The organism is Saxibacter everestensis (genome assembly GCF_025787225.1).
GTDB lineage: Bacteria > Actinomycetota > Actinomycetes > Actinomycetales > Brevibacteriaceae > Saxibacter > Saxibacter everestensis.
Window position 1 is genome coordinate 2,605,731 of record NZ_CP090958.1, and the last position, 21,618, is coordinate 2,627,348.

The following is a 21,618-nucleotide window of genomic DNA, read 5'->3' on the forward strand; positions in this document are numbered from 1 at the left end:
GCTGTCAGAGCGTTGTCGGCTCAGACCTCTTCGACCGTGTTCGCCTCGCGGCGGGACAGGTCGATTCCGAGTTCTTCCGCAGCGCGGAATACCTCTTCATCGGAGTCACGCATTTCGATGTGCGCACCGTCGGAGGACAGAACCTCGACGTTAAGGCACAGCGACTGCATTTCCTTGATCAACACCTTGAACGATTCTGGGATACCCGGATCCGGCACGTTCTCGCCCTTGACGATGGCCTCGTATACCTTCACGCGGCCTGGAATGTCATCGGACTTGATCGTGAGCAGTTCCTGAAGCGTGTAGGCGGCACCGTAGGCCTCGAGTGCCCACACCTCCATCTCACCGAAACGCTGGCCACCGAACTGAGCCTTACCACCGAGCGGCTGCTGGGTGATCATCGAGTACGGACCGGTGGAACGTGCGTGAATCTTGTCATCCACAAGGTGGTGCAGCTTCAGGATGTACATGTATCCAACGGATACCGGCATCGGGAACGGTTCGCCGGAGCGGCCGTCGAACAGCTGCGCCTTTCCGCTGGCACCGATCATCCGGTTGCCGTCGCGGTTCGGCGTCGTGGACTCGAGAAGGCCCGTGATCTCTTCCTCATGGGCACCATCGAACACCGGGGTCGCGACATTGGTGTCCGGCGCCGCCGAACGCGCGGCCTCGGGCAGGCGGGTGGCCCACTCCGGGTTGCCTTCGACGTCCCAGCCCTGCTTGGCAATCCAGCCGAGGTGGGTTTCGAAGACCTGACCGATGTTCATTCGACGAGGCACACCGTGCGGGTTAAGGATGATGTCGACAGCGGTTCCGTCTTCGAGGAACGGCATGTCCTCGACAGGCAGAATCTTGGAGATAACACCCTTGTTTCCGTGCCGTCCGGCGAGCTTGTCGCCGTCGGTGATCTTCCGCTTGGTGGCGGTGTAGACCCGGACCAGCTGGTTGACGCCGGGAGCGAGCTCATCATCTTCGTTGCGGTCGAAGACCTTCACGCCGATAACGGTTCCGCGCTCACCGTGTGGCACCTTGAGCGAGGTGTCGCGGACTTCACGCGACTTCTCACCGAAGATGGCGCGCAGCAGGCGCTCTTCCGGTGTCAGCTCGGTTTCACCCTTAGGGGTGACCTTGCCGACCAGGATGTCGCCATCGGTTACCTCGGCGCCAATCCGGATGATGCCGCGCTCGTCCAGGTCCGCCAGCGCCTCAGGAGAGATGTTCGGGATATCCCGGGTAATTTCCTCGGCACCCAGCTTGGTGTCACGGGCGTCGACTTCGTGCTCCTCGATGTGAATCGAGGAGAGAACATCGTCCTGGACCAGTCGCTGGGACAGGATGATGGCGTCCTCGAAGTTATGACCTTCCCAGGACATGAACGCGACGAGCAGGTTCTTGCCAAGCGCCATCTCACCGTTTTCGGTGGAAGGACCATCGGCAATAACGCCGCCGACCTCGAGCCGGTCGCCTTCGTTGACCAGAACGCGCTGGTTGTACGAGGTTCCGTGGTTCGAGCGGGCGAACTTCGCCACCCGGTAGGTGATGGACGTGCCGTCATCGTTGGCAACGCTCACCTGGTCGGCTGAGACGTCGGACACGACGCCGGCCTTGCTGGCGACCACGACATCTCCGGCATCGACGGCGGCACGGAACTCCATGCCGGTACCGACGACAGGAGCTTCGGCCCGTACCAGGGGCACGGCCTGACGCTGCATGTTGGCACCCATCAGGGCGCGGTTGGCGTCGTCGTGCTCGAGGAACGGAATCAGGGCTGTTGCGACCGAAACCATCTGGCGGGCCGAAACATCCATGAAGTCGATCTCGCCGGCCGGAATAAGCTCCGCCTCGCCGCTACCACCCGAAGGCCGGGCCAGAACCTGCTCTTCGGCGAAGGTGCTGTCATCGGTCAGCGGCGCGTTGGCCTGGGCGATCGCGTACTCGGTTTCCTCATCAGCCGTGAGGTAACGGGTGTCGTCGGTGACCTTGCCATCGATGACCTTGCGGTACGGCGTCTCGATGAAGCCGAACGGGTTGATCCGCGCGAATGATGCCAGCGAACCGATCAGGCCGATGTTCGGGCCTTCAGGCGTTTCGATCGGGCACATCCGGCCGTAGTGCGAGGTGTGAACGTCACGAACTTCCATGCCTGCACGGTCACGGGACAGACCGCCCGGGCCAAGAGCCGACAGCCGGCGCTTGTGCGTCAGACCGGCCAGCGGGTTGTTCTGGTCCATGAACTGCGACAGCTGGGAAGTTCCGAAGAACTCCTTGATGGCTGCGACCACGGGACGGATATTGATCAGGGTCTGCGGCGTGATTGCCTCGACGTCCTGAGTCGTCATCCGTTCGCGAACCACGCGCTCCATCCGGGAAAGCCCGGTGCGGACCTGATTCTCGATCAGCTCACCGACGGCGCGGATCCGGCGGTTGCCGAAGTGGTCGATGTCGTCGAGCGCAACCCGGATGTCGGCAGGGTCACCGTCGCGAACGCCCTTCATCGTCTCGCTGGCTGCGTGCAGGTGCACGATGTAGCGGATGGCGGCGACGATGTCCTCGTCGCTCAGGACCGAATCCGACAGCGGCGCGTCGGTTCCGAGCTTGCGGTTGATCTTGTAGCGACCAACCTTCGCCAGGTCGTAGCGCTTCGGGTTGTAGTACAGGTTGTGCAGCAGGTTGCGTGCGGCCTCGGTTGTCGGGGGCTCGCCTGGACGCAGCTTGCGGTAGATATCCAGCAGCGCCTCGTCCTGGGTGGTGGTGTTGTCCTTCTCCAGGGTTGCGCGGATCGACTCGAACTCGCCGAACTCTTCGAGGATCTTCGCCTCGGACCAGCCGAGTGCTTTCAGCAAGGTGGTAACCGACTGCTTGCGCTTGCGGTCGAGGCGGACGCCGACCTGGTCGCGCTTGTCGATCTCGAACTCGAGCCAGGCGCCACGGGATGGGATGATCTTCGCGGTGAAGATGTCCTTGTCCGAGGTCTTGTCCGGGACGGACTCGAAGTAGGCGCCGGGCGAACGAACCAGCTGCGATACAACGACACGCTCGGTGCCGTTGATGATGAAGGTGCCCTTCTCGGTCATCAACGGGAAGTCACCCATGAACACTGTCTGGCTCTTGATTTCGCCGGTGTTGGTGTTCATGAACTCCGCGGTGACGAACAGCGGAGCGGAGTAGGTCATGTCGCGCTCTTTGCACTCTTCAATCGAGTACTTGGGCGGTTCGAAACGGTGCTCGCGGAATGAGAGAGACATCGAGCCGGAGAAATCCTCGATCGGCGAGATTTCTTCGAAGATGTCCTCGAGACCGGATGTCTCCGGTACCGAATCGTCTCCGGCTTCCGCTGCGACGATAACGCGATCCTGCCAGCGTTCGTTGCCAAGGAGCCAGTCAAAGCTTTCGGTCTGCAAACCGAGGAGGTTCGGTACCTCGAGCGGTTCGCGGATCTTCGCGAAGGAAATACGGCTAGGGCTATTTGCGTTCTGATCTGAGGTGCGCGAGGCAGCCAAGAGAGTCCTTCCAGGGCTTAAGAACTTCATTTTGCTTCGGCCGAATTGTTGCCGCAAAGTAGGCGCAAAAAAGCGACGGCTGTGCGGTTATTAGGCCTGTACGTGTTCGCACGCGGCCCATGACACTAAGCCCACCGCTATATGAAGGCTGGAAGTTATGGGAGCGCAAAGATTAAGACTACACCCTCATGCCGAGCCTGTCTACTTTACACCATGACCGGGCAGATGTGTCATCGCCGACACACCTAGATTGTTTTTCTCACTCGCCGTCGCGTGCTCCAGCTACCCTCGGTAGGACTGCAGGCCCTCGATCAGGTCACCGTCGATGGCGCCGAAGAGCGTCTTTCCCCAGACGGTTTTCTGCGACGCATACGGCTCGTCGCCATCGTAGAGCCAGTCGGGCTCCTGCCGTGACCTCACCGCGCTTGCGCAGTCATTGCACGCCGGCAGGCTAACTTTGCGGCCGGAATCGAGGCGGTAGTCGGCCCGGGACTCTGCTTCGCGGTGCAAGGGGTTGAAGACGCAGAGCGCGAGCGGCCCCGGCCCGCTCTTCCGGCCGGCGATCTTGCGGCCCTTCTTCTGCCGCACCGACTGGGTTGCATCGTCCGCGGCCTGTTCGGCGGAGAACAGGTCGCGCTCAGCAACCCGGATCAGCACCAGGGCCCCGGCTAGGTCGACGGTTCTGCTCGCCGCGTCGTCGACGAGCCGCGAGGCGAGGCTGTACGCATCCAGGCCGTGCACGACGGTCTCCAGAGTGTCCTCGGAGAGCCCCTGGGTCTTGAGCGCCTCAAGTCGCGCGGCCACGTGCAGCGTGTTCTGCCCGACCTGTTCGCGCAGTTCCTTGCGTTGCAGCGAACGTACGCTCGTGACCAGGGCCGAAGGCAGCCGGTATCTGCGCTTGGCCCGGTTTCTGCGCAGCGCCGCAATGCCCATGCCCGCAGCGGCGACCACAATGGCGATGCCCAGTACCCCGAGCATGACCATGCCGGCATCTGAAATCACCGGTTCACTAGGGGAGGTTTCGGCGCGCGGCTGCACAACCCCTGGCTGCATACCGCCGTCACGAAGCGCCTGCGCCTCCTGCTCTGTCAAGGTTTTCGGGTTGTTCAGCTGCTCGAGAAGCAGATTCAGCTGTTTGGCCGGTGAGCTGTCCTGAAATCCGTCGTCCCGGGCGAGCAGGATCTGGTCGTAGATAACGGATGACGTTTCGTTGTCGGTTTCGACGGCGTATGTGTTGGACCTGCCGGGCTGCAGCAGAATGTAGAGGCCGTCCTGCTGCAGGTTCGCATGCACGAAGGTGAGCAGGTCTGCGCTGTCGGCGTCTGCATCGTTCAGCGCGACGACGTACACCGGGTAGTCCAGCGACTCGCTTTTCGACCGGGCCGAGGTCAGCGCTTTGGCACCGAATGTCTCTTCGGCCCCGGGGGCGAGGTAGAAGTTGTCCGTCTTCAGCGCCTGGGCTATCTGCGCGCCCTGTTCAAGGATGCTGCTCATTCTTTGACCTGCTTTCTAAAACCTCGCACCACTCCGATAACCAGGCCGGCGGGGACAAGAGCGAACAGCACCCCGATCACAAAGTCGAGCACGACGGTTTTGATCGGATATCCGAATATCCGTGGTCCCGGGTCGTCCTCTTCATTAAGCGTTGGCTTGTCCGGGTTCGGGTTCGCGGGAACTCCCTCGCTCAGCGTCGCGTTCTCGATTGCATCGATGGTGAGGGCGAGCTTCCGATTGCCGTTTTCTGAATAGAAGTCGGTATCGCTCAGCTTCGCCTCGTCTCCTTCTCGATACTCGACGTCCAGCCCGCTCGCTTCGAAACTGGTGTCCGAGGCGTTGTGCACGACAACGACAGCATCTTTGCCCAACTCGTAGCCGATCCGGCGGGCGAGCAAATCGTTGTCCCCCTCGGACTCGTCGTAGATTTCGGTGGGCACCACCGCGACATAGATCGGCGCGTCACCGCTCAGCAGTTGGTCGCTGAGGTCTGCTTCGCCGGCTTCGGTGAGCATGATCCGCTGGGTGGGATCCACGTAGACACGATCGTCTCTCAGCTCGTCGACGATCCTTTCGATCCGGGTGGTGTCGTACTCCGGCGGCCAGTCTTCCAGCAGCTCCTGCCGTTCCTCGAGGTACTCCTTCCTCGGGGTATCAGGAAAGGTCGTCAACAGATAGCCGCTAACGCCGGTGCCCACCCCGAGACCGACCAGGGTCCAGGCCGCAACCACGGCCACCTTGCCTCCTACGCCTTTCATCGCGAAACCCTTGTCTGATCGAGGATCGCGTCCTCGAGCGGTCGCATGCTGCCAAAGCCACAGTCGGCGTAGACGTTTCCAGAGGCGGCGAAATATGGCTGGGAACGTCGTCGAGCGAACAGCGATCGCCTGGCAACCATGAGTGCGGCCGGCTCGCCGCCATTCCTCAGCGCTGTCCGGCAGCCGCGGCACACCGGAACCGTGAGCCGGGTTCGGCCCATCCGCCAGACGCCGTCGCCAGAGGAATCCGAGTGTCGAGGGTCGAAGAAGCATGACCGCGCCGGCTCGCCGGGTTTCGGGGCTTTCGTGCCTCGTCTACCCTTCCCGCTTGGGGCAATCACGGCGGCACGTCGCTGCAGCAGGGACATGGCCAGGAGGTCGAGCGGGTCAGTTTCCGAATCGAACTCACCGCCGGCCCGGCGCAACACGACCTCGGCGGCACGGCCGATCCGATCGATGGTCTCGACCTGGTCGTCGGACAAACTCTCTGGCCAGGGGCCATCCACGAGCGAGCGAAGCGCCGATTCCGCTGACCTGGCTTTACTGATCAACTCCGGCGTCACACTGATCGGCGTCGCTGCCTTCGCTGCCTTATCGCGGCGAACGCAGACCCACACCAGGGCCGCACCGAAGGCAACCCCGGTCGTGATCACACCGGGCACACCAGGATCGCCGTCATCAGGTAGGTAATAATCCAGTTCATCCAGCCGGCCGGGTGTCTTCTCGTCCGCTGGCTTCCGGTCTTCATGCCGAGGTCGGGGCGGCGCATCCTCGCCGCGCAGATATGCCAGAAGGGCGTCGGCAGCGTATGAGGTGGTCGCAGCGACGGAGTCGGTGTCCAGCTCGTCGCGGACGTCGGGCCCGGAGAGTTCGCCGCTCTCGCCGTCGGCGTCGACGACGAAAGCGACCGACCGCCAGTTGCCGAATCCGCTCTGTACCTCTGTGAAGATGTAGCTGACCGGGCCTTCTTCGACATCGAACATGTCGCGCACTGCCCCGGCCAGGATCTGTTCCCTGGCGGAATAGTTCAGGTGGGTCTCCCCGGTTCTGCCGGCAAGCTGCGGCAAAACCGCGACGTAGCAGCGCCTGCCTTCGCCAACGACACGGGCGATCGCCGCTATGATCCGGTCCTGCTGACCGTCGGTTATCGCACCGGCGACGTTCTGGTCGACGAAGAGCGGCGACTCTTGCCAGCCCGGTGCGATGAGGCTGCGCAGGGCACGGACAGCTCGCGCTCTGGTCTCGGGAGAGTTATCGGAATCGTCGGTGCTCACGGCTCTCTCCAAATGGAGGGTGACCGCAGGAGGTGCACGCGGAGAGGGGGAGCATGTCTACCTTGCCTGGGGACGGGTGCAGCAAGACTGCGATTCGAGGAAGACTCTAGCAAATCGACACGCAAAAGGCCGATCCGCATGAAGCGGATCGGCCTTTTGCCGGTCACCATCCCGGGATCCGGGATCCCAGAAGTGGCGACTTAAGGGAACTACTTGAGGGTAACCGAAGCGCCGGCGCCTTCGAGCTGTGCCTTTGCCTTCTCGGCGGTGTCCTTGTCGACGCCTTCAAGAACGGCCTTAGGAGCACCATCGACCAGGTCTTTGGCTTCCTTCAGACCCAGGGAGGTCAGCGCGCGAACTTCCTTAATAACCGGAACCTTCTTCTCGCCGGCTGCTTCGAGAACGACGTCGAATTCGGTCTTCTCTTCCTCAACAGCAGCTTCGCCGCCGCCTGCAGCGGCCGGACCGGCAACTGCGACAGGAGCAGCAGCGGTTACTTCGAAGACCTCTTCGAACTTCTTGACGAACTCGGAGAGCTCAATCAGGGAGAGTTCCTTGAAGCCGTCGAGCAGCTCGTCAGTTGTGAGCTTCGCCATGGTGGCGTGTCCTTCCTTAAGTGGCTCGTTGAGCCAGGTGTCTTAAGCGGAGCGAATAACCCCGCAGTTTGTGTTTCGCAGATTGACCGGGTCGAGGGTTACGCCTCGGCCGGAGCCTCCGCTGGGGTTTCCGCAGCTTCGGCCGCAGGAGCGGCGTCGGCAGCCTCGGGCGAAGCCTCGGCAGCAGCGCCGCCGTCTTCTTCGACCTTGGCCCGCAGGGCGTCGACGGTACGAACCGCCTGCGCCATTGGGGCGGTGAACAAGTACGCGGCCTGGAACAGGCCGGCCTTGAATGCGCCAGCCAGCTTGGCAAGCAGCACCTCGCGCGACTCAAGGTCGGCGAGCTTGTTGATGTCCTCACCCGTAAGCGCGGCACCATCGAGGTAACCGGCCTTGATCACGAGCTGAGGGTTGGCCTTGGCAAAGTCACGCAGTGCCTTCGCGGCGTCAACGGGGTCGCCGTCAACGAAAGCAATCGCAGTCGGGCCGGAGAGCTGGTCATCGAATGCGTCGATGTTTGCTTCTTTGGCCGCGATTGCGGTCAGCGTGTTCTTTACCACGGCGTAGGAGACGGACTCACCAAGTGAGCCGCGCAGCTGCTTGAGCTGAGCGACGGTGAGCCCGCGATACTCGGTCAGCACGACGGCGTTAGAGCTACGGAACTTGTCCGCGAGCTCTGCGACCGCGGCTGCCTTGTCAGGCCTCGCCATGGCATTCCTTTCGTAGTGTCGGCCTGCTTGTTCAGCTGACCCCCCAAACGAAAAAGGCGCTCCGCGCAGATGCACGAAGCGCACATGTCCTCGTTTCCTGATCGGAGATCAGGACGAAAGAATGCTGCTTGGTATCACCTGCGCAGGTCACCCCGTGTTCTGGGGATATTCTGTTGCTGGGACTGGCTCGGTTGAGATTGGCTCGGGTGAGTCAGCGCCACAACAACGACCGACGGTCTTGGGCAGGCTTCAGCATACGGGCATCGGGCGATTGAATGCAAAACGGCGACGCTGCTTGTGTCCGGCTACGGCCGCCGACTGACAGCTTAGGTGTCATATTTCAGCTTCGGAACGCCCCTAGCCTGTCAGTCGGCGGGATTCGAGGGATCGCCGCACCCGGTCCACCAGCTGACCCGGCCGGCTCAGCTGTTGATTGGTGACCCGGTGCACGATCCAACCGGCATCCCGGAGTGCTTCATAACGCTGTAGATCGAGTTCCCATTGTCGCCTGTCGGTGCGATGCTGGTCGCCCTCGTACGGCGTCGAAGATGTGGATAACGACACCGCGCCGCTGAGCGCCCCTACTCTGTCACCCGCTCTCCTGCAGCCGCTTCTGCCATTCGCCTTCAACGTCCTCCGGCCGGTATCCCTGGTCCAGATTGACCCTGAGCATGTATGAATTCCCCGCCGCATTCCAGGTGTGGATCCGCTTCAGCCCCGGATTCTCGGTCAGCACTCGAGCCAGGTTGACCGCCTTGACCAATTGGCCGAGCTTGTTCCCACGATGCCCCTTGATCACAAGCGTGTCGCCCTGAAACGCGAACTCGGTGCTGCGTGCGACGGTCTCGATGGCAGTGAACGCAGCCAGGAGCCCGCTCTGAACATGCAGCGCCGCGGTGACATAGGAAGTTCGGCCGAAAGCGAGTGTCCTATCCTCTTCGTCCCGGATCCGGGCGCCATCCCAGTCCTCTTCCTCAATTTCCAATCCAGCCATCGGTGCATCCGTCGACATCTTTTGCCGCAGTTTGGCGAACTGCTCCAGCCACTCGTCGGGACAGCGATTCTTCCAGGTGACCAGTTGATAGGTCTCCGGAACGTTCGCGCGCTGCTCGGCAGCACTGAGCAGGGCGGAATTGTGCTCCGAGTCGATCGGCGCGGGCAGCACGCTGTGCCGGCCGACTTGCTCAAGCTGGAAGCCATTCCTGACCGCAAATCGGGTCGGCGCGTCATCCGGGGGCACCCCGCCGATGCCCGTAGGGGGGCGAAGGATAGCTTCCGCCTCGAGGCCAGAGTCATCGTCACCGCGTGTGCTCGGCGCATCCCTGTGATCGCTCCAGGCCAGAATCGTCGTCCGGCCAGCATCGCGTGCCAGCTCCTCCGCTGCCGAATAGAGCGCGGTTCCCACACCACGGCCGCGGCACTCCGGGCGGACGGCGACGTGAACCTCGGCAAGATGCAGATTGTCGTGTCGTGGCAGGTCGATCGACGCCCAACCAAGCACGTCCTCGCGGCGCGGCGCGCCGGCCAGGCCGGCGACCGCGGCAAGCCTGATCTTTTTGTAGTATTTCTGACTGCGCAGCGAGACCAGGACTTCCTCCGCGGAGGGGCAGAGGTCGGTGTACCCACGCTCCTGCTTCGCGATCGCGAACTCGACATCGACACCGCCGTGGAATAGCTCCGCCTCGGGTGAGTCCAGTGATTCGGGTGGGGATATCTCCAGCACGCGTATTTCGGTTTGGCTCGTCATATGCCAACAGTTGCAGTCCGCTAATCGCGCCGCAAGCGAATTTCAGGCAGTCCGATCGCGCCGAGCCAGGCATCGGTCGTTGGGCTGTTCCGCCCGGCGCACGGCGGGGATAGCCGTGCCGGGCGCGGGGTACGGCAAACGGTCACCGGAGTATAGTCAGGTTGGTTGTCTGCGTGTGTTTCCCCGCCTCGGCAACGACGCTCCCGGGCAGGAAAGGCTGGTCAATGCAAGCGCTCACAGATGTGGTTCTTAATGCCGCCGATTCGCTGTGGGTCTATCCGCTCAGCCTGCTTTTCGTTACGGTCTCCGCTCTGATCCCGCCGGTACCCAGCACTTCTCTCTTCGTTGGACTTGGCGCATTGTCAGCCGCCGCCGACGTTCCGTCCGCCTGGCTCCTTGCTGTCACCATGGCAGCTGGTTCACTGCTCGGGGATGTCATCTCGTTCTATCTGGCAAGCCGGTACGATCCCTCCGCCTGGCGATTGCTCCGTGGCAGGCGTCGGCAGGAAGCACTGGACAAGGCCAAGGAGCAGCTTGCCGAGCGAGCTCCGACGTACATCATCTCCTCACGCTTCATCCCGCTCGGCCGGCTCACCGTAAACGTCACAGCCGCAATGAGCGACATGCGCCGGGAACGGTTCCTGTTCTACTCGGCAGTCGCCGCAGTGTTCTGGGCCACGTATTCGGTTGGAATCGGTTCATTGGCCGGCGTCTGGTTTAAGCGGTATCCGGCGTTCGGAGTGCTGATCGCCGTCGCGATCTCGATCGTGCTCGGCTATGGCATCGGCAAGGCAGTCAGCTGGTATCTCGACCGTCATCAGGCTCGGCAGGCCGAGCGACGCTCGGCGGCCTAGAGGCACCCGGACGCTGCCCGGCAGGCCAGCTGCCCGGCTGGTCAGCTGCCCGGCTCACCAAACACAGCGGCCGGTCAGCTGCTGCGCCAAAGACAAAAGGCCCATTCCCGCAGTGCGGGAACGGGCCTCTTGCATCAGGCTGATTATGCCTTGGTGGCGTTCGGGTCGACCGGAATGCCTGGACCATTTGTCGTCGTAATGGTCGCCTTCTCAACGTAACGTCCCTTGGACGACGAGGGCTTGAGCCGCAGAACTTCTTCGATCGCCGCGTTGTAGTTCTCGACCAGCTTATCGAAGCCGAAGGACACCTTGCCCACGATGAAGTGCAGGTTCGAGTGCTTGTCGACGCGGAACTCGATCTTTCCGCCCTTGATGTCTGTAACCGCCTTGGCAACGTCCATCGTGACGGTTCCGGTCTTCGGGTTAGGCATCAGGCCACGAGGACCAAGTACCTTACCGAGGCGACCGACCTTGCCCATCAGGTCAGGCGTTGCGACGGCGGCGTCGAAGTCGGTGAAGCCACCGGCCACCTTCTCCAGCAGGTCGTCGGAACCGACGAAATCGGCACCTGCTGCCAATGCTGCTTCCGCACGGTCACCGGTTGCGAAAACCAGGACCCGGGCCGTCTTACCGGTACCGTTCGGAAGGTTGACGGTGCCTCGCACCATCTGGTCAGCCTTACGGGGATCAACGCCGAGTCGAAGTGCCACCTCTACGGTGGAGTCAAACTTCGAGACCGCGGTCTCCTTGGCGAGTGCGAGAGCATCGCCTGGACTGTAAAAAGTATCTGCCGAAACCTTCTCGGCGGCGGCTTTGTAAGCCTTGCTGCGCTGTGCCATCTGCTTCGTTCTCCTTTGAGCAGTTGTGGTGCGGGCCGCTGCTCAGCCCTGCCACGTGTGTATAAGTCCGACGACTTCTTAGTCAGAACCTTCGCCCGACCAAGGGCGCCGTTTCAGACTCCGCGAGAGCTCGTACCTCGTCCTCACTTCGCCTTCACGACTTCTTAGTCAGAACCTTCGCCCGACCAAGGGCGCCGTTTCAGACTCCGCGAGAACTCGTACCTCGTCCTCACTTCGCCTTCACGACTTCTTAGTCGGTTGTGATGCCCATCGAGCGGGCGGTGCCTGCGATGATCTTGGACGCTGCCTCGATGTCGTTGGCGTTCAGATCTTCCATTTTCACCTGGGCGATTTCGCGAACCTGGTCAGCCGACAGTTTGCCGACCTTCGTGGTGTGCGGAGTGCCCGAACCCTTGGCGACGCCGGCTGCCTTCTTGATCAGCTCGGCGGCTGGAGGGGTCTTCGTGATGAAGGTGAAGGAGCGGTCTTCATAGACCGTGATCTCCACAGGAACTACGTTGCCGCGCTGCGACTCGGTAGCGGCGTTGTACGCCTTGCAGAACTCCATGATGTTGACGCCGTGCTGGCCCAGCGCGGGGCCGATCGGCGGCGCCGGGTTGGCAGCACCAGCCTGAATCTGGAGCTTGATAAGGCCAGAGACCTTTTTCTTTGGGGGCATTACGGGTCCTTACTTGACTAGGTAATTCCGTGGTTTCTTGCCCGGGCGCCACTATCGGCGGCGCTCCCCCACGGATGCTTTCCTTAAGCGTCGTAGTCTCAAGCAGCCACCGGCGACGACCGGTGCGAGCCTGCTCCTACGCTTTGAAGGCTGATCGCGCTTGGCAAATCAACCAGCAAACTCAACTATTATTCCATGAATCCACGCCGGCCATGACCAACGCCCTCCTGCGTGACGTCAGCGCCGGCAAATGGCGACGCCGCAGACAGTGACTGCCTGCAGCGTCGCATCAGCGCGAATGACTTGTACTGCTAGATCTTTGAGACCTGGTTGAAGCCGAGTTCGACCGGAACGTCCCGCTCGAAGATCGACAGCAAAACAACAAGTTTCTGTGTTTCGGCTTTGATCTCGGTGACTGTCGCTGGATGTCCTTCGAACGAGCCTTCCTTGACCAGCACCGATTCGCCAACCTCGAACTCGACCTCGATGGCCTTGCCTGCGGTAGGGGTGCCTGCTTGCGCAGCAGCGGCCGCAGCCTTTTCTTCGAAGACCGGCGCCAGCATCGTGAATACCTCATCGAGGCGCAGCGGTACCGGGTTGTAGGCATTGCCCACAAATCCTGTGACACCCGGCGTGTGCCGAACGGCGCCCCACGACTCATCGGTGAGGTCCATGCGAACCAGCACGTATCCCGGGATGCGAACCCTGCGGACCTGCTTGCGCTGGCCGTTCTTGATTTCCACGACGTCTTCCATCGGCACCTCGATCTGGAAGATGAAATCTTCCATGTTGAGGCTAACGACGCGATTCTCGAGGTTCGCCTTTACCCGGTTCTCGTAACCCGCGTAGGAGTGGATGACGTACCAGTCGCCCTCCTGCATCCGCAGCTCAGCCTTGAACTGTTCGGCGTCGTCGACCTCTTCACCATCGTCGCCTGCTGCCTCGGATTCATCGGCATCCGAAGCCTCGGATTCATCCGCTGCCTCAGTGTCGTCTGCCTCAGCGCTATCCGCTGCCTCAGCGTCGCCCGCCTCAGCGCTACCCGCTGCCTCAGCGTCGCCCGCTTCAGCGTCGTCGGCCGAGGTCTCGGCATCTGCCGATTCCTCGGTTGCCGCGACGGAAGCTACCACGTCATCGAGTTCAGCAGCGGCGGCATCGCCCTCGGTGCCAGCAGCATCGAACTCCTCGCCCGCGACCTGATCGCGGTTCTCGTTCGGATCGTGCGTTGGCTCCGACACGTGCTGTCCTGCTTTCTGTAGTGATTGGGTGGGCTGCGCCCATGGACGTTTAAGTCCGTATTACCAGAGTGGCCACAGTGGTGTGCCGGCGAAGACAAACGCTGCCAGTTTGCCGAATACAAAGTCGAGCACCGTCACGATCAGCATCATGATGATCACGAAACTCAGCACGACGAGCGTCATGTTGATGAGTTCCTTGCGGGTCGGCCGAACGACCTTCTTCAGCTCGCCAACCACCTCGCGCAGGAAGCGCAAGATACGCGCAAACACGTTGCGCTTCTTCGCAGCCGATTTTCTAGCGCCCGACTTACCGCCGGAGCTGTCAGCTGCCTTGGTTGGCGTATCTGCCACAAGTCCTCACTCGGTCATCGTTTGGTCATTGCCGTATTGATCGCACCAAAATAGCTATATGTGTTCTGCCGTATTGAAATAGCGGCAACTCTTGCCTACGAGCAGGGTAGACAGGGCTCGAACCTGCAACCTGCGGTTTTGGAGACCGCTGCGCTACCAATTGCGCCACTACCCTTCGATGCTTCAACCCTACCGTGGCAACGGTACGTGTACCGCGTGCCACTGACAGTAAGGTTTTACCACCGACAGATGAGTCTACTGATCTTTGCCCTGCCAGTAAAACCAGCCCGAGCCGGTTCCGCTCCCCACCACGTAGTCAGGCATGGAAGAGGGCCGCTCCCCACCGCATAGTCAGGCATGGAAGGCGGCGGCTATCCGCCGCCCTCAGGGCTGCCGGATTCCGGCATTGCACCCTCGACTTCGGCCGCCGATGGCTTTGGAATCGGCATCGGCGTCCATTGCCCGACTGTCACCTCCCGGTCCGGGGTGACTGTGACGATTTGGTAATCCACTGCCCGGCCAGTCTCGCTGTCGAAGCGGAACAGCGTCATTTCGGCATTCATCCGCAATGGTCCCGGCGTCAAGGCGTTGGCCAATGCCCCGCCTGTCGTCGAATTGACGTAGCGAATTCCCTGCCCGTACTGTTCCGGCCCCAACCGGCGGTGCCAGTGCCCGGATATCTGCAACGGCGCGCACCCCCGGTCGAGCGTGTCCGCTCCGGCGACGGGATCGTGGATCAACAACAGGTCGATCGACTCGCGGGAATCGCATGCCGTGTCGGCCAGGCGCCGGCTGAGCGTGCCGACCGTTTCCTTGCCTGTCGGCTTCGACCCCTCACCGAATACGGTTCGGCGCGGATCGTCGTCGCCGAGGATCCGGATTCCCTGCACTTCCACGGGCTCACCGTCGAGTACTGTGACTCCCTCGTCGGCTTCCTGTGCGACGGTCTCCGCGGAGTCATGATTGCCCTTCACGAATACCTTGTCCACACCCTTTGGCAGCGCCGAGGTCATCGAGTCGACGCAGTACGCCTCCGCCGGGGTACCCGTCATCGTGACATCTCCGGCGTCGATCACAGCGTCGACCCTCCTCGCCTCGGCCACCTTGCCGATCACTCGCGACATGCCGACATTGCAGTGCACGTCTGACACGACCAGGAACGTGACCACCTTGGCCGGATCGATCTGCAGCGGCTGGGAGCCCTCCAGCGAGGGTTCTGCCTCCGATTCCGACGGGTCCGGCTTGGCCGATTCAGAAGCCCGCGCCTCCGCCGACGCTGAGGCCGATGACGATGGGCCCTCCGGCGCGTCCGGATCGACGATGCTGACGCCATCGGGCAGGGCGAGCCTTCCGCTGGTCCCGGATTCGGCGCCAAGGACCAGATTGAGGTTCTTCAGCGCATCGGAATAGAAGCTCTCGTTTTCTTTGTAGTAGTCGGCCACCAGGCCGCCTACCTGGTCGACGACGCTGCTGAGCCGACCGGTCACCCGGGCGCCGGCGAGCGGGGTGCCGTCGAACAGCGGGTCGGCCTCAAACGACTCCGGTCGGGTCGGCGCGGCAACCGCCATCCCGATCAGCAGCGCCGATGCCAGCACTGTGGCACTGCCGGCGAACAGCACCGGGCGGGAACGGAAATATCCGACCAGTTCCGCCCTGCGCGAGCGACCCAGCGCAGCCCTTATCGCGATGATTACCGCGGCCAGCAATACGGTGCCGACGACAAGTCGTAGCAGGATATTCATCGTGAGCGCACGGGTTACCGCGTCGATCTGGGTTTGCGGTGAATTGAAGAATGTCGCATACGAGTCGACATCCCGCCCCAGATCGTCGATCGTGTTCGGCTTGCCGACCGCGGAGAGGCCGGCCGGGATTTCCTGCACGTCGATCCGGACGCCGAGCGGGGCCGGGATCTGCTTCATCGGCATCTCAATCGAGCCAAGCGGACCGAGGTCGACCGTGAACAGTCCATCCGTGGTCAGCGAGTAGCTGGCGTCATGTGGCCCAAAATTCTCAGTCACCTTTGCCGATGTCACGGCCCATGGCGCGACAATCAGCGCAAGCACCAAAAGTGTCACCGTGATGGTGGCGATGCGACGCGGCCGCAACCATGCCGCAATACGTTCACGCTTGAAAAAATCCGGCCCGGGCAGCTGCATTACTACATTCTCCACTCCGCGGCACACGGCTCGTCAAACCGGCAGGCGACGGGGATGACAGACTTTTGGCTATGTCAGCGGCAAACGGGCGCGATCTGCGCCTACTCCCCAAGGCTCACCTGCACCTGCACTTCACCGGATCGATGCGGCTTGCGACCGTGCTCGATCTTGCAGAACGACACGGCATCAGGCTGCCGGGAAGTCTGCGCACGCAGCACATGCCGGATCTGTCCCCCGATGAACGCGGCTGGTTCAGATTCCAGCGGCTCTACGACGCGGCCCGATCCGTTGTGCGCGGCGAAAGCGATATGCGCCGGATCATTGCCGAGGCCGCCGAGGATGACCGCGCCGAGGGTTCCAGGTGGCTGGAGATCCAGATCGATCCGACCTCGTATGCGCCATTTGTCGGCGGAATCACTCCGGCTTTGGAGATAGTGCTGGACGAAGCGCGTCGGGCATCCGACGAAGCGTTCGGGGTCGGCGTCATCGTCGCGGCATCCCGCACCCGGCATCCCCTGGAAGCCCGGACCCTTGCGCGGCTGGCTGCGCGTAACGCGGGAACGGTACCCGGCACAGTGTTCGGCTTCGGGTTGAGCAACGACGAACGCCGCGGCGTCACGGCGGACTTCGGCCCCGCGTTCCGGATTGCCCGGGAGGCAGGTCTCGGTCTGATGCCGCACGGAGGCGAACTCCTCGGGCCGCATCATGTGCGTGAGGTAATCGAGGCGCTGCAACCGGATCGGCTCGGGCACGGTGTCCGGATAGCCGACGATGAGCGTCTGCTGTCCGAGGTGGCACGGAGCGGGATCGGCCTGGAGATCTGCCCCGGTTCGAACATCAGTCTCGGGGTTTTTGCCGAAGCAGAGCAGGTACCGCTTCGCCGGTTGCTGGATGCTGGTACCCGGATCGCCCTTGGCGCGGACGACCCGTTGCTGTTCGGCAGCCGACTCGTCGACCAGTACTCGATGGCACGGTCAGCTTCGGGCCTCAGCGACCAGGAACTGGCACGGCTGGCTGAGATGTCGATAGATCTTTCCCGCGCGCCGGATCGGCTCAAATCAACGGCTAGGGCCGATATCGCGGCCTGGCTGGCGACCTAGGCGCCGAGCAGGCTCACGCCGACCAGGTTCGGCTCGGCATGGAGTTCGATGCCGAAGCGTTCGATGACGCCGGCCCGAACCGTCCTGGCAAGCTCCACGATGTCTGCCGCCCGGGCGGTGCCGCGATTGGTCAGCGCGAGTGGATGCTTGGTGGACAGGGAGGCCCGGTCCGGCGCTATTCCAAACCCCTTGGAGAATCCAGCGTGGTCGATCAACCACGCCGCCGAGGTCTTGACAGATCCGTCCGGCAGTGGCCAGGCAGGCGCACCCTCGGGCAGTTGAGTTGCTCCGGGCAAGATCGGGTTCGTGAAGAACGATCCCGCACTGTAGGTGTCCGGGTCGTCCGGGTCGAGCACCATGCCCTTGCCGGCTCTCAGGCGCAGCACTGCCTCGCGGACCTGATCGATCGGGGCTCGCTCCCCCAGCTCGACGCCGAGCGACCTGGCGAGCTCCGCATACCGTACTGGGGCACCGGCATCGCCCGAGTGCAAGATGAAGGTCACTCCGAGCACGATGTGACGACCGCCGAAACTGTCGTAGCGGTTGCGCTTGAACAGCGAATCCCGGTAGCCGAACTCACAGTCGGCTCGGCCGAGCCGCAGTTCAGTCTTCGTTTGCCGGTCCCAGACGCGGACGCTGTCAATCAGGTTTCCGACTTCGGCGCCATACGCGCCCACATTTTGAATCGGGGTTGCACCGACGCTTCCGGGGATACCGGAAAGCGCCTCAAGCCCCGCGAGCCGATTGTGCACCGTGTGCGCAACGAACTCATCCCAGTTGACACCAGCCGCGGCGTCCACGCGAACGGCCGAGCCGGCCTCGTCCCGTGCCTGTCCGCTGCCCCTATCGCTGGTGCTGTCGCCGAAGGGAGCTGCCGTAATTCCTTCAGTCGCAACCTGCACGACCGTGCCGGGAAATCCCTGGTCGGAGACCAGAAGATTCGAGCCGCCGGCGACCAGCAGAATGGCCGCGCCCCGATCATCGTGCCCGGAGATCGTTTCGATCAGCCGTTCGTCGGTGTATGCGCGCACAAAGGACTCGGCAGGGCCGCCGACCCGAAGAGTGGTGAGCTCGGCGAGCCGCACCGGATCGGTCCCGGATGCCGTCGCACGCTCGGTCTCGTTCGCTCCGCCGGAAAGACTCACGCCCTACAGCCGAACCTTCGCCTGGGACTTTGCCAGCACTGTTGCGCCGTCGACACTGACCCTGAGGTCGATTCGGGCCACCCTGTTCTCCTGATCGAGAGCGCCGACCTTCGCCTCGACATCGATGGTCGCAGTCGGTTGTTCCGGGGAGCCATTTGCGGCATCCGCAACAGGCACCGGGCGGGTAAAGCGAACCTGATAATCCACCACCCGGGCCGGGTCCTCGGCCCAGTCGACCACGACGTTGACCGCGGTGCCCATGGTGAACATGCCGTGAGCGATAACGCCATCGAGTCCGACCTCGCGGGCGAAACGCTCATTCCAGTGGATCGGGTTGAAATCCAGTGAGGCGCCCGCGTACCGGACCAGGTCGGCACGGGAGACCGTGTAGCTGCTGCTGGCGACGATCTCGCCGACCTCAAGCAAGCCGAAATCAGGGACAGTCACGCGTCATCACCTCGAACGACAAGGGCGGAGATCGCGGTCACGACCTTTTCCTGGCTATCGGCGTCCATGATTTCCGAGCGGGTGGTCACCATCGCGTTGCCACCAACCAGGCGAATCGAGTCGACGTGCAGCTCGGCCACCAGTTTGTCGCCGGCGATGATCGGGCGGTGCGCGATGAATTGTTGCGAGCCGTGCACGACCCGGCTGAAATCAATGCCGGCTTCGGGATCCCGGACCAGCCGCGCGTCGGAACGTTGCGCAATGATTACCGCGAATGTGGGCGGAGCCAGCAGATCGTCGTAACCGAGTTCTCTCGCCGCCGCAACGTCGGTGTAGGCCGGGTGGGTTGCCTTCGTGGCCTCGGCAAAGTTTCGGATGACTTCACGGGAAACCGAGTAGGGTTCACCGGGTGGATAACTCCGACCCTGGATGTCCGGATTGACCGCCATCTTTCACCGCTTCCTCTTCAGTCAACGTAAAAAGGCCGCCAGCACGGGCGACCTTTACTTACGTAGCGGGGGCGGGGCACGATCCCGCGACCTCACGATTATGAGTCGTGCGCTCTAACCAACTGAGCTACCCCGCCGCGTTGCGATCAGCTTATCTCAAGCTCTCGCACGAGAGCCCCGAAAGGGAATCGAACCCTTGACCTTCTCCTTACCATGGAGATGCTCTGCCGTCTGAGCTATCGGGGCAACGGGACAAAAGCCTATACGGTCAAAATCAATAATGCCAATCGGGTCGCCCTACTCCTCCCCCTTACCGAATTTCGCCGCGATATAGCCCTGAAGCCGGCCAGGCTGGTTTGAGATGATGCCGTTGACACCGATTTCCATCAGCCGGTCCCAGTCCTCCGGCTTGTCCGCCGTCCAGACGAACATTCCGATGTCATGGGCGAGGATCTCGGCGGCGGTTTTCTGCCGCAGCATGAAGCCCCGGAGACCCGGGTTGTAGCAGATCGCGCCGAGCTCCTCGATCAGCTCGAGGTCCTCCAGCCGGGGCACGAACCGCAACAGGCCTCGGGGAAGGTCGGGAACGATGTCACGCATACTTCGGACTGTGTCGACGTTGAAACTCTGAATGATCACGTTCTCGGACAGCTCAGCTTCCCGGATCATTTCACCGACCGTGCCGACGCTGACCGGATCCCAGTAGTCCTTGAACTCCAGCAGCAACCGGCCGCCATGCGATTGAAAACCAGCCAGGACTTCGTCGAGCCGGGGAACTGTAACGCCCGTATACCCAGGGCCCCGCCAGGAACCGGCATCGACATCGGCCAGCTGGGCGAACGTCTTCTTGTCGACATCGCCTTTGCCGTCCGTGGTCCGGTCGACGTCGTCATCATGAATGATGACCGGCACGCCATCGGACGTATTTGCGAGATCGATCTCGATGTAGTCGCAGCCGATGAGCCGCGCGGCCTCGATCGCCGGCAATGTGTTCTCGGGGGCTACTCCGGAATAGCCCCGATGGGCCATCACCCAGGGCGGGCCGCCCCGGCCGGGTTCGTCGATGGAGTGTTCAGCCAGAAACGCGTGCCACAGCGACGTCATATTTCTCACCCTAGCGCGAGCCCAGCGCGCGGAACTCGCTAGCTGCGCGGCCGAAGCGAGGCGATCATCGGGCACTCGAACGGATCGCGCTCACCGAGGCCCACCCGGTTCAGATAGCGCACGACCGCCGCGTACGACTGCAGCAGGCTGACCTCGGTGTACCTCACATCGCGCTGCTCGCAGAAGGCCTTGACGATCTTCTGGGTGGCGACCAGATTTGGCCGCGGCATGCTTGGGAACAGATGGTGTTCGACCTGGAAGTTCAGGCCACCCATCAGCCAGTTGTTGAACCAGTTGCTGTGGATGTTGCGGGAGGTGAGCACCTGACGCTGCAGGAAGTTCACGTTGTCCCGGGCCTCTAGCAGCGGCATTCCCTTGTGGTTCGGCGCAAAAGACGCCCCCATGTAGAGTCCGAACACCGCCAGATGCACGCCGAGGAAAGCGAAAGCGAGCCCAGGCGAAAGGAATACGAATGGGATCGCGGTGACCGAGATCAGCCGGACAGCGAGAAAAGTGATCTCCAGCCGGCGCTGCTTCACGGTGTCGCCGGTAAACGCGGTGATCAGAGCGTCCTTGTGCAGATTGATGCCCTCGAGCAGCAGTAACGGGAAGAAGAAGTACCCTTGCTTGCCGGTCAGCCGGGCCGCGAGGCCGCTGCGTTGCTTCGCCTGCTCGGGCGTGAACGCGATGACCAGGTCCTCGATGTCGGGATCCTTGCCGATCTTGTTTGGATTCGCATGGTGCCGGCTGTGCTTGTTCATCCACCAGCCGTAGCTGAGGCCGACGAAGAGGTTGGCGAACACTATGCCGAACCAGTCGTTCACTTTCCCGGAGCGGAAAATCTGCCGGTGCGCTGCCTCGTGTCCGAGAAAGGCCAGCTGAGTGAACAGGATTCCAAGCGCGCCCGCGACTATGAGCTGATACCAGCTATCGCCGATCATCGCGAAAGCTACCCAGGCGAGGGCGAAAGCGCCGACAGTGCCGGCAATCTTCACGATGTAGTAGCTGTGCCGTCGCCGCAGCAGGCCCGCTTCCCGAACCTGATTCAGCAGTTCTGCGTAGTCGCTGGTTGCCCGTTTTGCCTGTGGGCGTCGTTCCAAAGTGGATACAGCAGTTGTCAAGGAAAGATCCTTCCGGTCGATGGACTACGACCGAGCCAGGATCGCGATACATATGT

General features: G+C 62.3%; 20 protein-coding genes and 3 tRNA genes. 2 read left to right on the forward strand and 21 right to left on the reverse strand.

What is annotated here, in order from left to right:
* Nucleotides 1–20: 20 nt before the first annotated feature.
* The 8 genes from rpoB to LWF01_RS12465 form a co-directional block, all read right to left on the reverse strand.
* The gene (rpoB, locus tag LWF01_RS12430; RefSeq protein ID WP_349637695.1) at nucleotides 21–3,500 is read right to left on the reverse strand and encodes a DNA-directed RNA polymerase subunit beta; all 3,480 of its coding nucleotides are present in this window, start codon (nucleotides 3,498–3,500) and stop codon (nucleotides 21–23) included.
* A 282-nt stretch (nucleotides 3,501–3,782) separates the two neighbouring features.
* Nucleotides 3,783–4,994 (reverse strand): hypothetical protein, encoded by a 1,212-nt coding sequence (locus tag LWF01_RS12435; RefSeq protein ID WP_349637696.1) that lies wholly within the window; start codon nucleotides 4,992–4,994, stop codon nucleotides 3,783–3,785.
* Complete coding sequence (locus LWF01_RS12440) at nucleotides 4,991–5,752, reverse strand: hypothetical protein (RefSeq protein WP_349637697.1); 762 nt, start codon at nucleotides 5,750–5,752, stop codon at nucleotides 4,991–4,993. Before LWF01_RS12440 ends, LWF01_RS12435 begins: the two co-directional genes overlap by 4 nt.
* Nucleotides 5,749–7,026: a hypothetical protein gene (locus tag LWF01_RS12445; RefSeq protein WP_349637698.1), complete on the reverse strand. Its 1,278-nt coding sequence runs from the start codon at nucleotides 7,024–7,026 to the stop codon at nucleotides 5,749–5,751. Before LWF01_RS12445 ends, LWF01_RS12440 begins: the two co-directional genes overlap by 4 nt.
* Nucleotides 7,027–7,235: 209 nt before the next feature.
* Complete coding sequence (gene rplL, locus LWF01_RS12450; protein WP_349637699.1) at nucleotides 7,236–7,622, reverse strand: 50S ribosomal protein L7/L12; 387 nt, start codon at nucleotides 7,620–7,622, stop codon at nucleotides 7,236–7,238.
* Between the two features lie 98 nt (nucleotides 7,623–7,720).
* Complete coding sequence (rplJ, locus tag LWF01_RS12455; RefSeq protein ID WP_349637700.1) at nucleotides 7,721–8,332, reverse strand: 50S ribosomal protein L10; 612 nt, start codon at nucleotides 8,330–8,332, stop codon at nucleotides 7,721–7,723.
* A 357-nt stretch (nucleotides 8,333–8,689) separates the two neighbouring features.
* Nucleotides 8,690–8,896, reverse strand: a complete 207-nt coding sequence (locus LWF01_RS12460) for a hypothetical protein (protein WP_349637701.1) — start codon at nucleotides 8,894–8,896, stop codon at nucleotides 8,690–8,692.
* 25 nt (nucleotides 8,897–8,921) lie between these two features.
* The gene (locus LWF01_RS12465; RefSeq protein WP_349637702.1) at nucleotides 8,922–10,079 is read right to left on the reverse strand and encodes a GNAT family N-acetyltransferase; all 1,158 of its coding nucleotides are present in this window, start codon (nucleotides 10,077–10,079) and stop codon (nucleotides 8,922–8,924) included.
* 224 nt (nucleotides 10,080–10,303) lie between these two features.
* Between LWF01_RS12465 and LWF01_RS12470 the strand changes: the two genes are divergently transcribed.
* Nucleotides 10,304–10,933 (forward strand): DedA family protein, encoded by a 630-nt coding sequence (locus tag LWF01_RS12470; RefSeq protein ID WP_349637703.1) that lies wholly within the window; start codon nucleotides 10,304–10,306, stop codon nucleotides 10,931–10,933.
* 143 nt (nucleotides 10,934–11,076) lie between these two features.
* Here the strand turns inward: LWF01_RS12470 and rplA are convergent, their stop codons facing one another.
* The 6 genes from rplA to LWF01_RS12500 form a co-directional block, all read right to left on the reverse strand.
* Nucleotides 11,077–11,772, reverse strand: coding sequence for a 50S ribosomal protein L1 (rplA, locus tag LWF01_RS12475; protein WP_349637704.1), 696 nt, complete (start codon nucleotides 11,770–11,772; stop codon nucleotides 11,077–11,079).
* 250 nt (nucleotides 11,773–12,022) lie between these two features.
* Nucleotides 12,023–12,451 (reverse strand): 50S ribosomal protein L11, encoded by a 429-nt coding sequence (gene rplK / locus LWF01_RS12480; RefSeq protein WP_349637705.1) that lies wholly within the window; start codon nucleotides 12,449–12,451, stop codon nucleotides 12,023–12,025.
* 311 nt (nucleotides 12,452–12,762) lie between these two features.
* On the reverse strand, nucleotides 12,763–13,689 hold the full coding sequence (nusG, locus tag LWF01_RS12485; protein WP_432761954.1) for a transcription termination/antitermination protein NusG: 927 nt from the start codon (nucleotides 13,687–13,689) through the stop codon (nucleotides 12,763–12,765).
* A gap of 60 nt (nucleotides 13,690–13,749) precedes the next feature.
* Entirely contained in the window at nucleotides 13,750–14,040 is a 291-nt protein-coding gene (gene secE / locus LWF01_RS12490) for a preprotein translocase subunit SecE (protein ID WP_349637706.1), read from the reverse strand.
* Nucleotides 14,041–14,142: 102 nt separating this feature from the next.
* A tRNA-Trp gene (locus LWF01_RS12495) sits at nucleotides 14,143–14,215 on the reverse strand.
* Between the two features lie 196 nt (nucleotides 14,216–14,411).
* On the reverse strand, nucleotides 14,412–16,196 hold the full coding sequence (locus LWF01_RS12500; RefSeq protein ID WP_349637707.1) for a metallophosphoesterase family protein: 1,785 nt from the start codon (nucleotides 16,194–16,196) through the stop codon (nucleotides 14,412–14,414).
* Nucleotides 16,197–16,267: 71 nt separating this feature from the next.
* On the opposite strand from LWF01_RS12500, the gene LWF01_RS12505 reads away from it, so the two are divergent.
* Nucleotides 16,268–17,296 carry an adenosine deaminase gene (locus tag LWF01_RS12505; RefSeq protein WP_349637708.1) on the forward strand — a complete coding sequence of 343 codons (1,029 nt, stop codon included), beginning with the start codon at nucleotides 16,268–16,270 and terminating at the stop codon, nucleotides 17,294–17,296.
* Here LWF01_RS12505 and LWF01_RS12510 read toward each other — a convergent pair.
* The 7 genes from LWF01_RS12510 to LWF01_RS12540 form a co-directional block, all read right to left on the reverse strand.
* Complete coding sequence (locus tag LWF01_RS12510) at nucleotides 17,293–18,381, reverse strand: UDP-N-acetylmuramate dehydrogenase (protein WP_349640915.1); 1,089 nt, start codon at nucleotides 18,379–18,381, stop codon at nucleotides 17,293–17,295. The genes LWF01_RS12505 and LWF01_RS12510 overlap by 4 nt on opposite strands.
* A gap of 63 nt (nucleotides 18,382–18,444) precedes the next feature.
* A complete protein-coding gene (locus LWF01_RS12515; protein WP_349637709.1) occupies nucleotides 18,445–18,888 on the reverse strand; it encodes a MaoC/PaaZ C-terminal domain-containing protein in 444 nt (147 codons plus the stop codon).
* Nucleotides 18,885–19,337, reverse strand: coding sequence for an FAS1-like dehydratase domain-containing protein (locus LWF01_RS12520; RefSeq protein WP_349637710.1), 453 nt, complete (start codon nucleotides 19,335–19,337; stop codon nucleotides 18,885–18,887). The genes LWF01_RS12515 and LWF01_RS12520 overlap by 4 nt, the downstream gene beginning before the upstream one ends.
* Before the next feature lie 63 nt (nucleotides 19,338–19,400).
* A tRNA-Met gene (locus LWF01_RS12525) sits at nucleotides 19,401–19,474 on the reverse strand.
* 36 nt (nucleotides 19,475–19,510) lie between these two features.
* Nucleotides 19,511–19,583: transfer RNA gene (locus LWF01_RS12530), tRNA-Thr, on the reverse strand.
* A gap of 51 nt (nucleotides 19,584–19,634) precedes the next feature.
* Nucleotides 19,635–20,441 carry a glycerophosphodiester phosphodiesterase gene (locus LWF01_RS12535; RefSeq protein ID WP_349637711.1) on the reverse strand — a complete coding sequence of 269 codons (807 nt, stop codon included), beginning with the start codon at nucleotides 20,439–20,441 and terminating at the stop codon, nucleotides 19,635–19,637.
* Nucleotides 20,442–20,479: 38 nt separating this feature from the next.
* Nucleotides 20,480–21,562, reverse strand: a complete 1,083-nt coding sequence (locus LWF01_RS12540) for a fatty acid desaturase family protein (RefSeq protein ID WP_349637712.1) — start codon at nucleotides 21,560–21,562, stop codon at nucleotides 20,480–20,482.
* Nucleotides 21,563–21,618 lie beyond the last annotated feature (56 nt).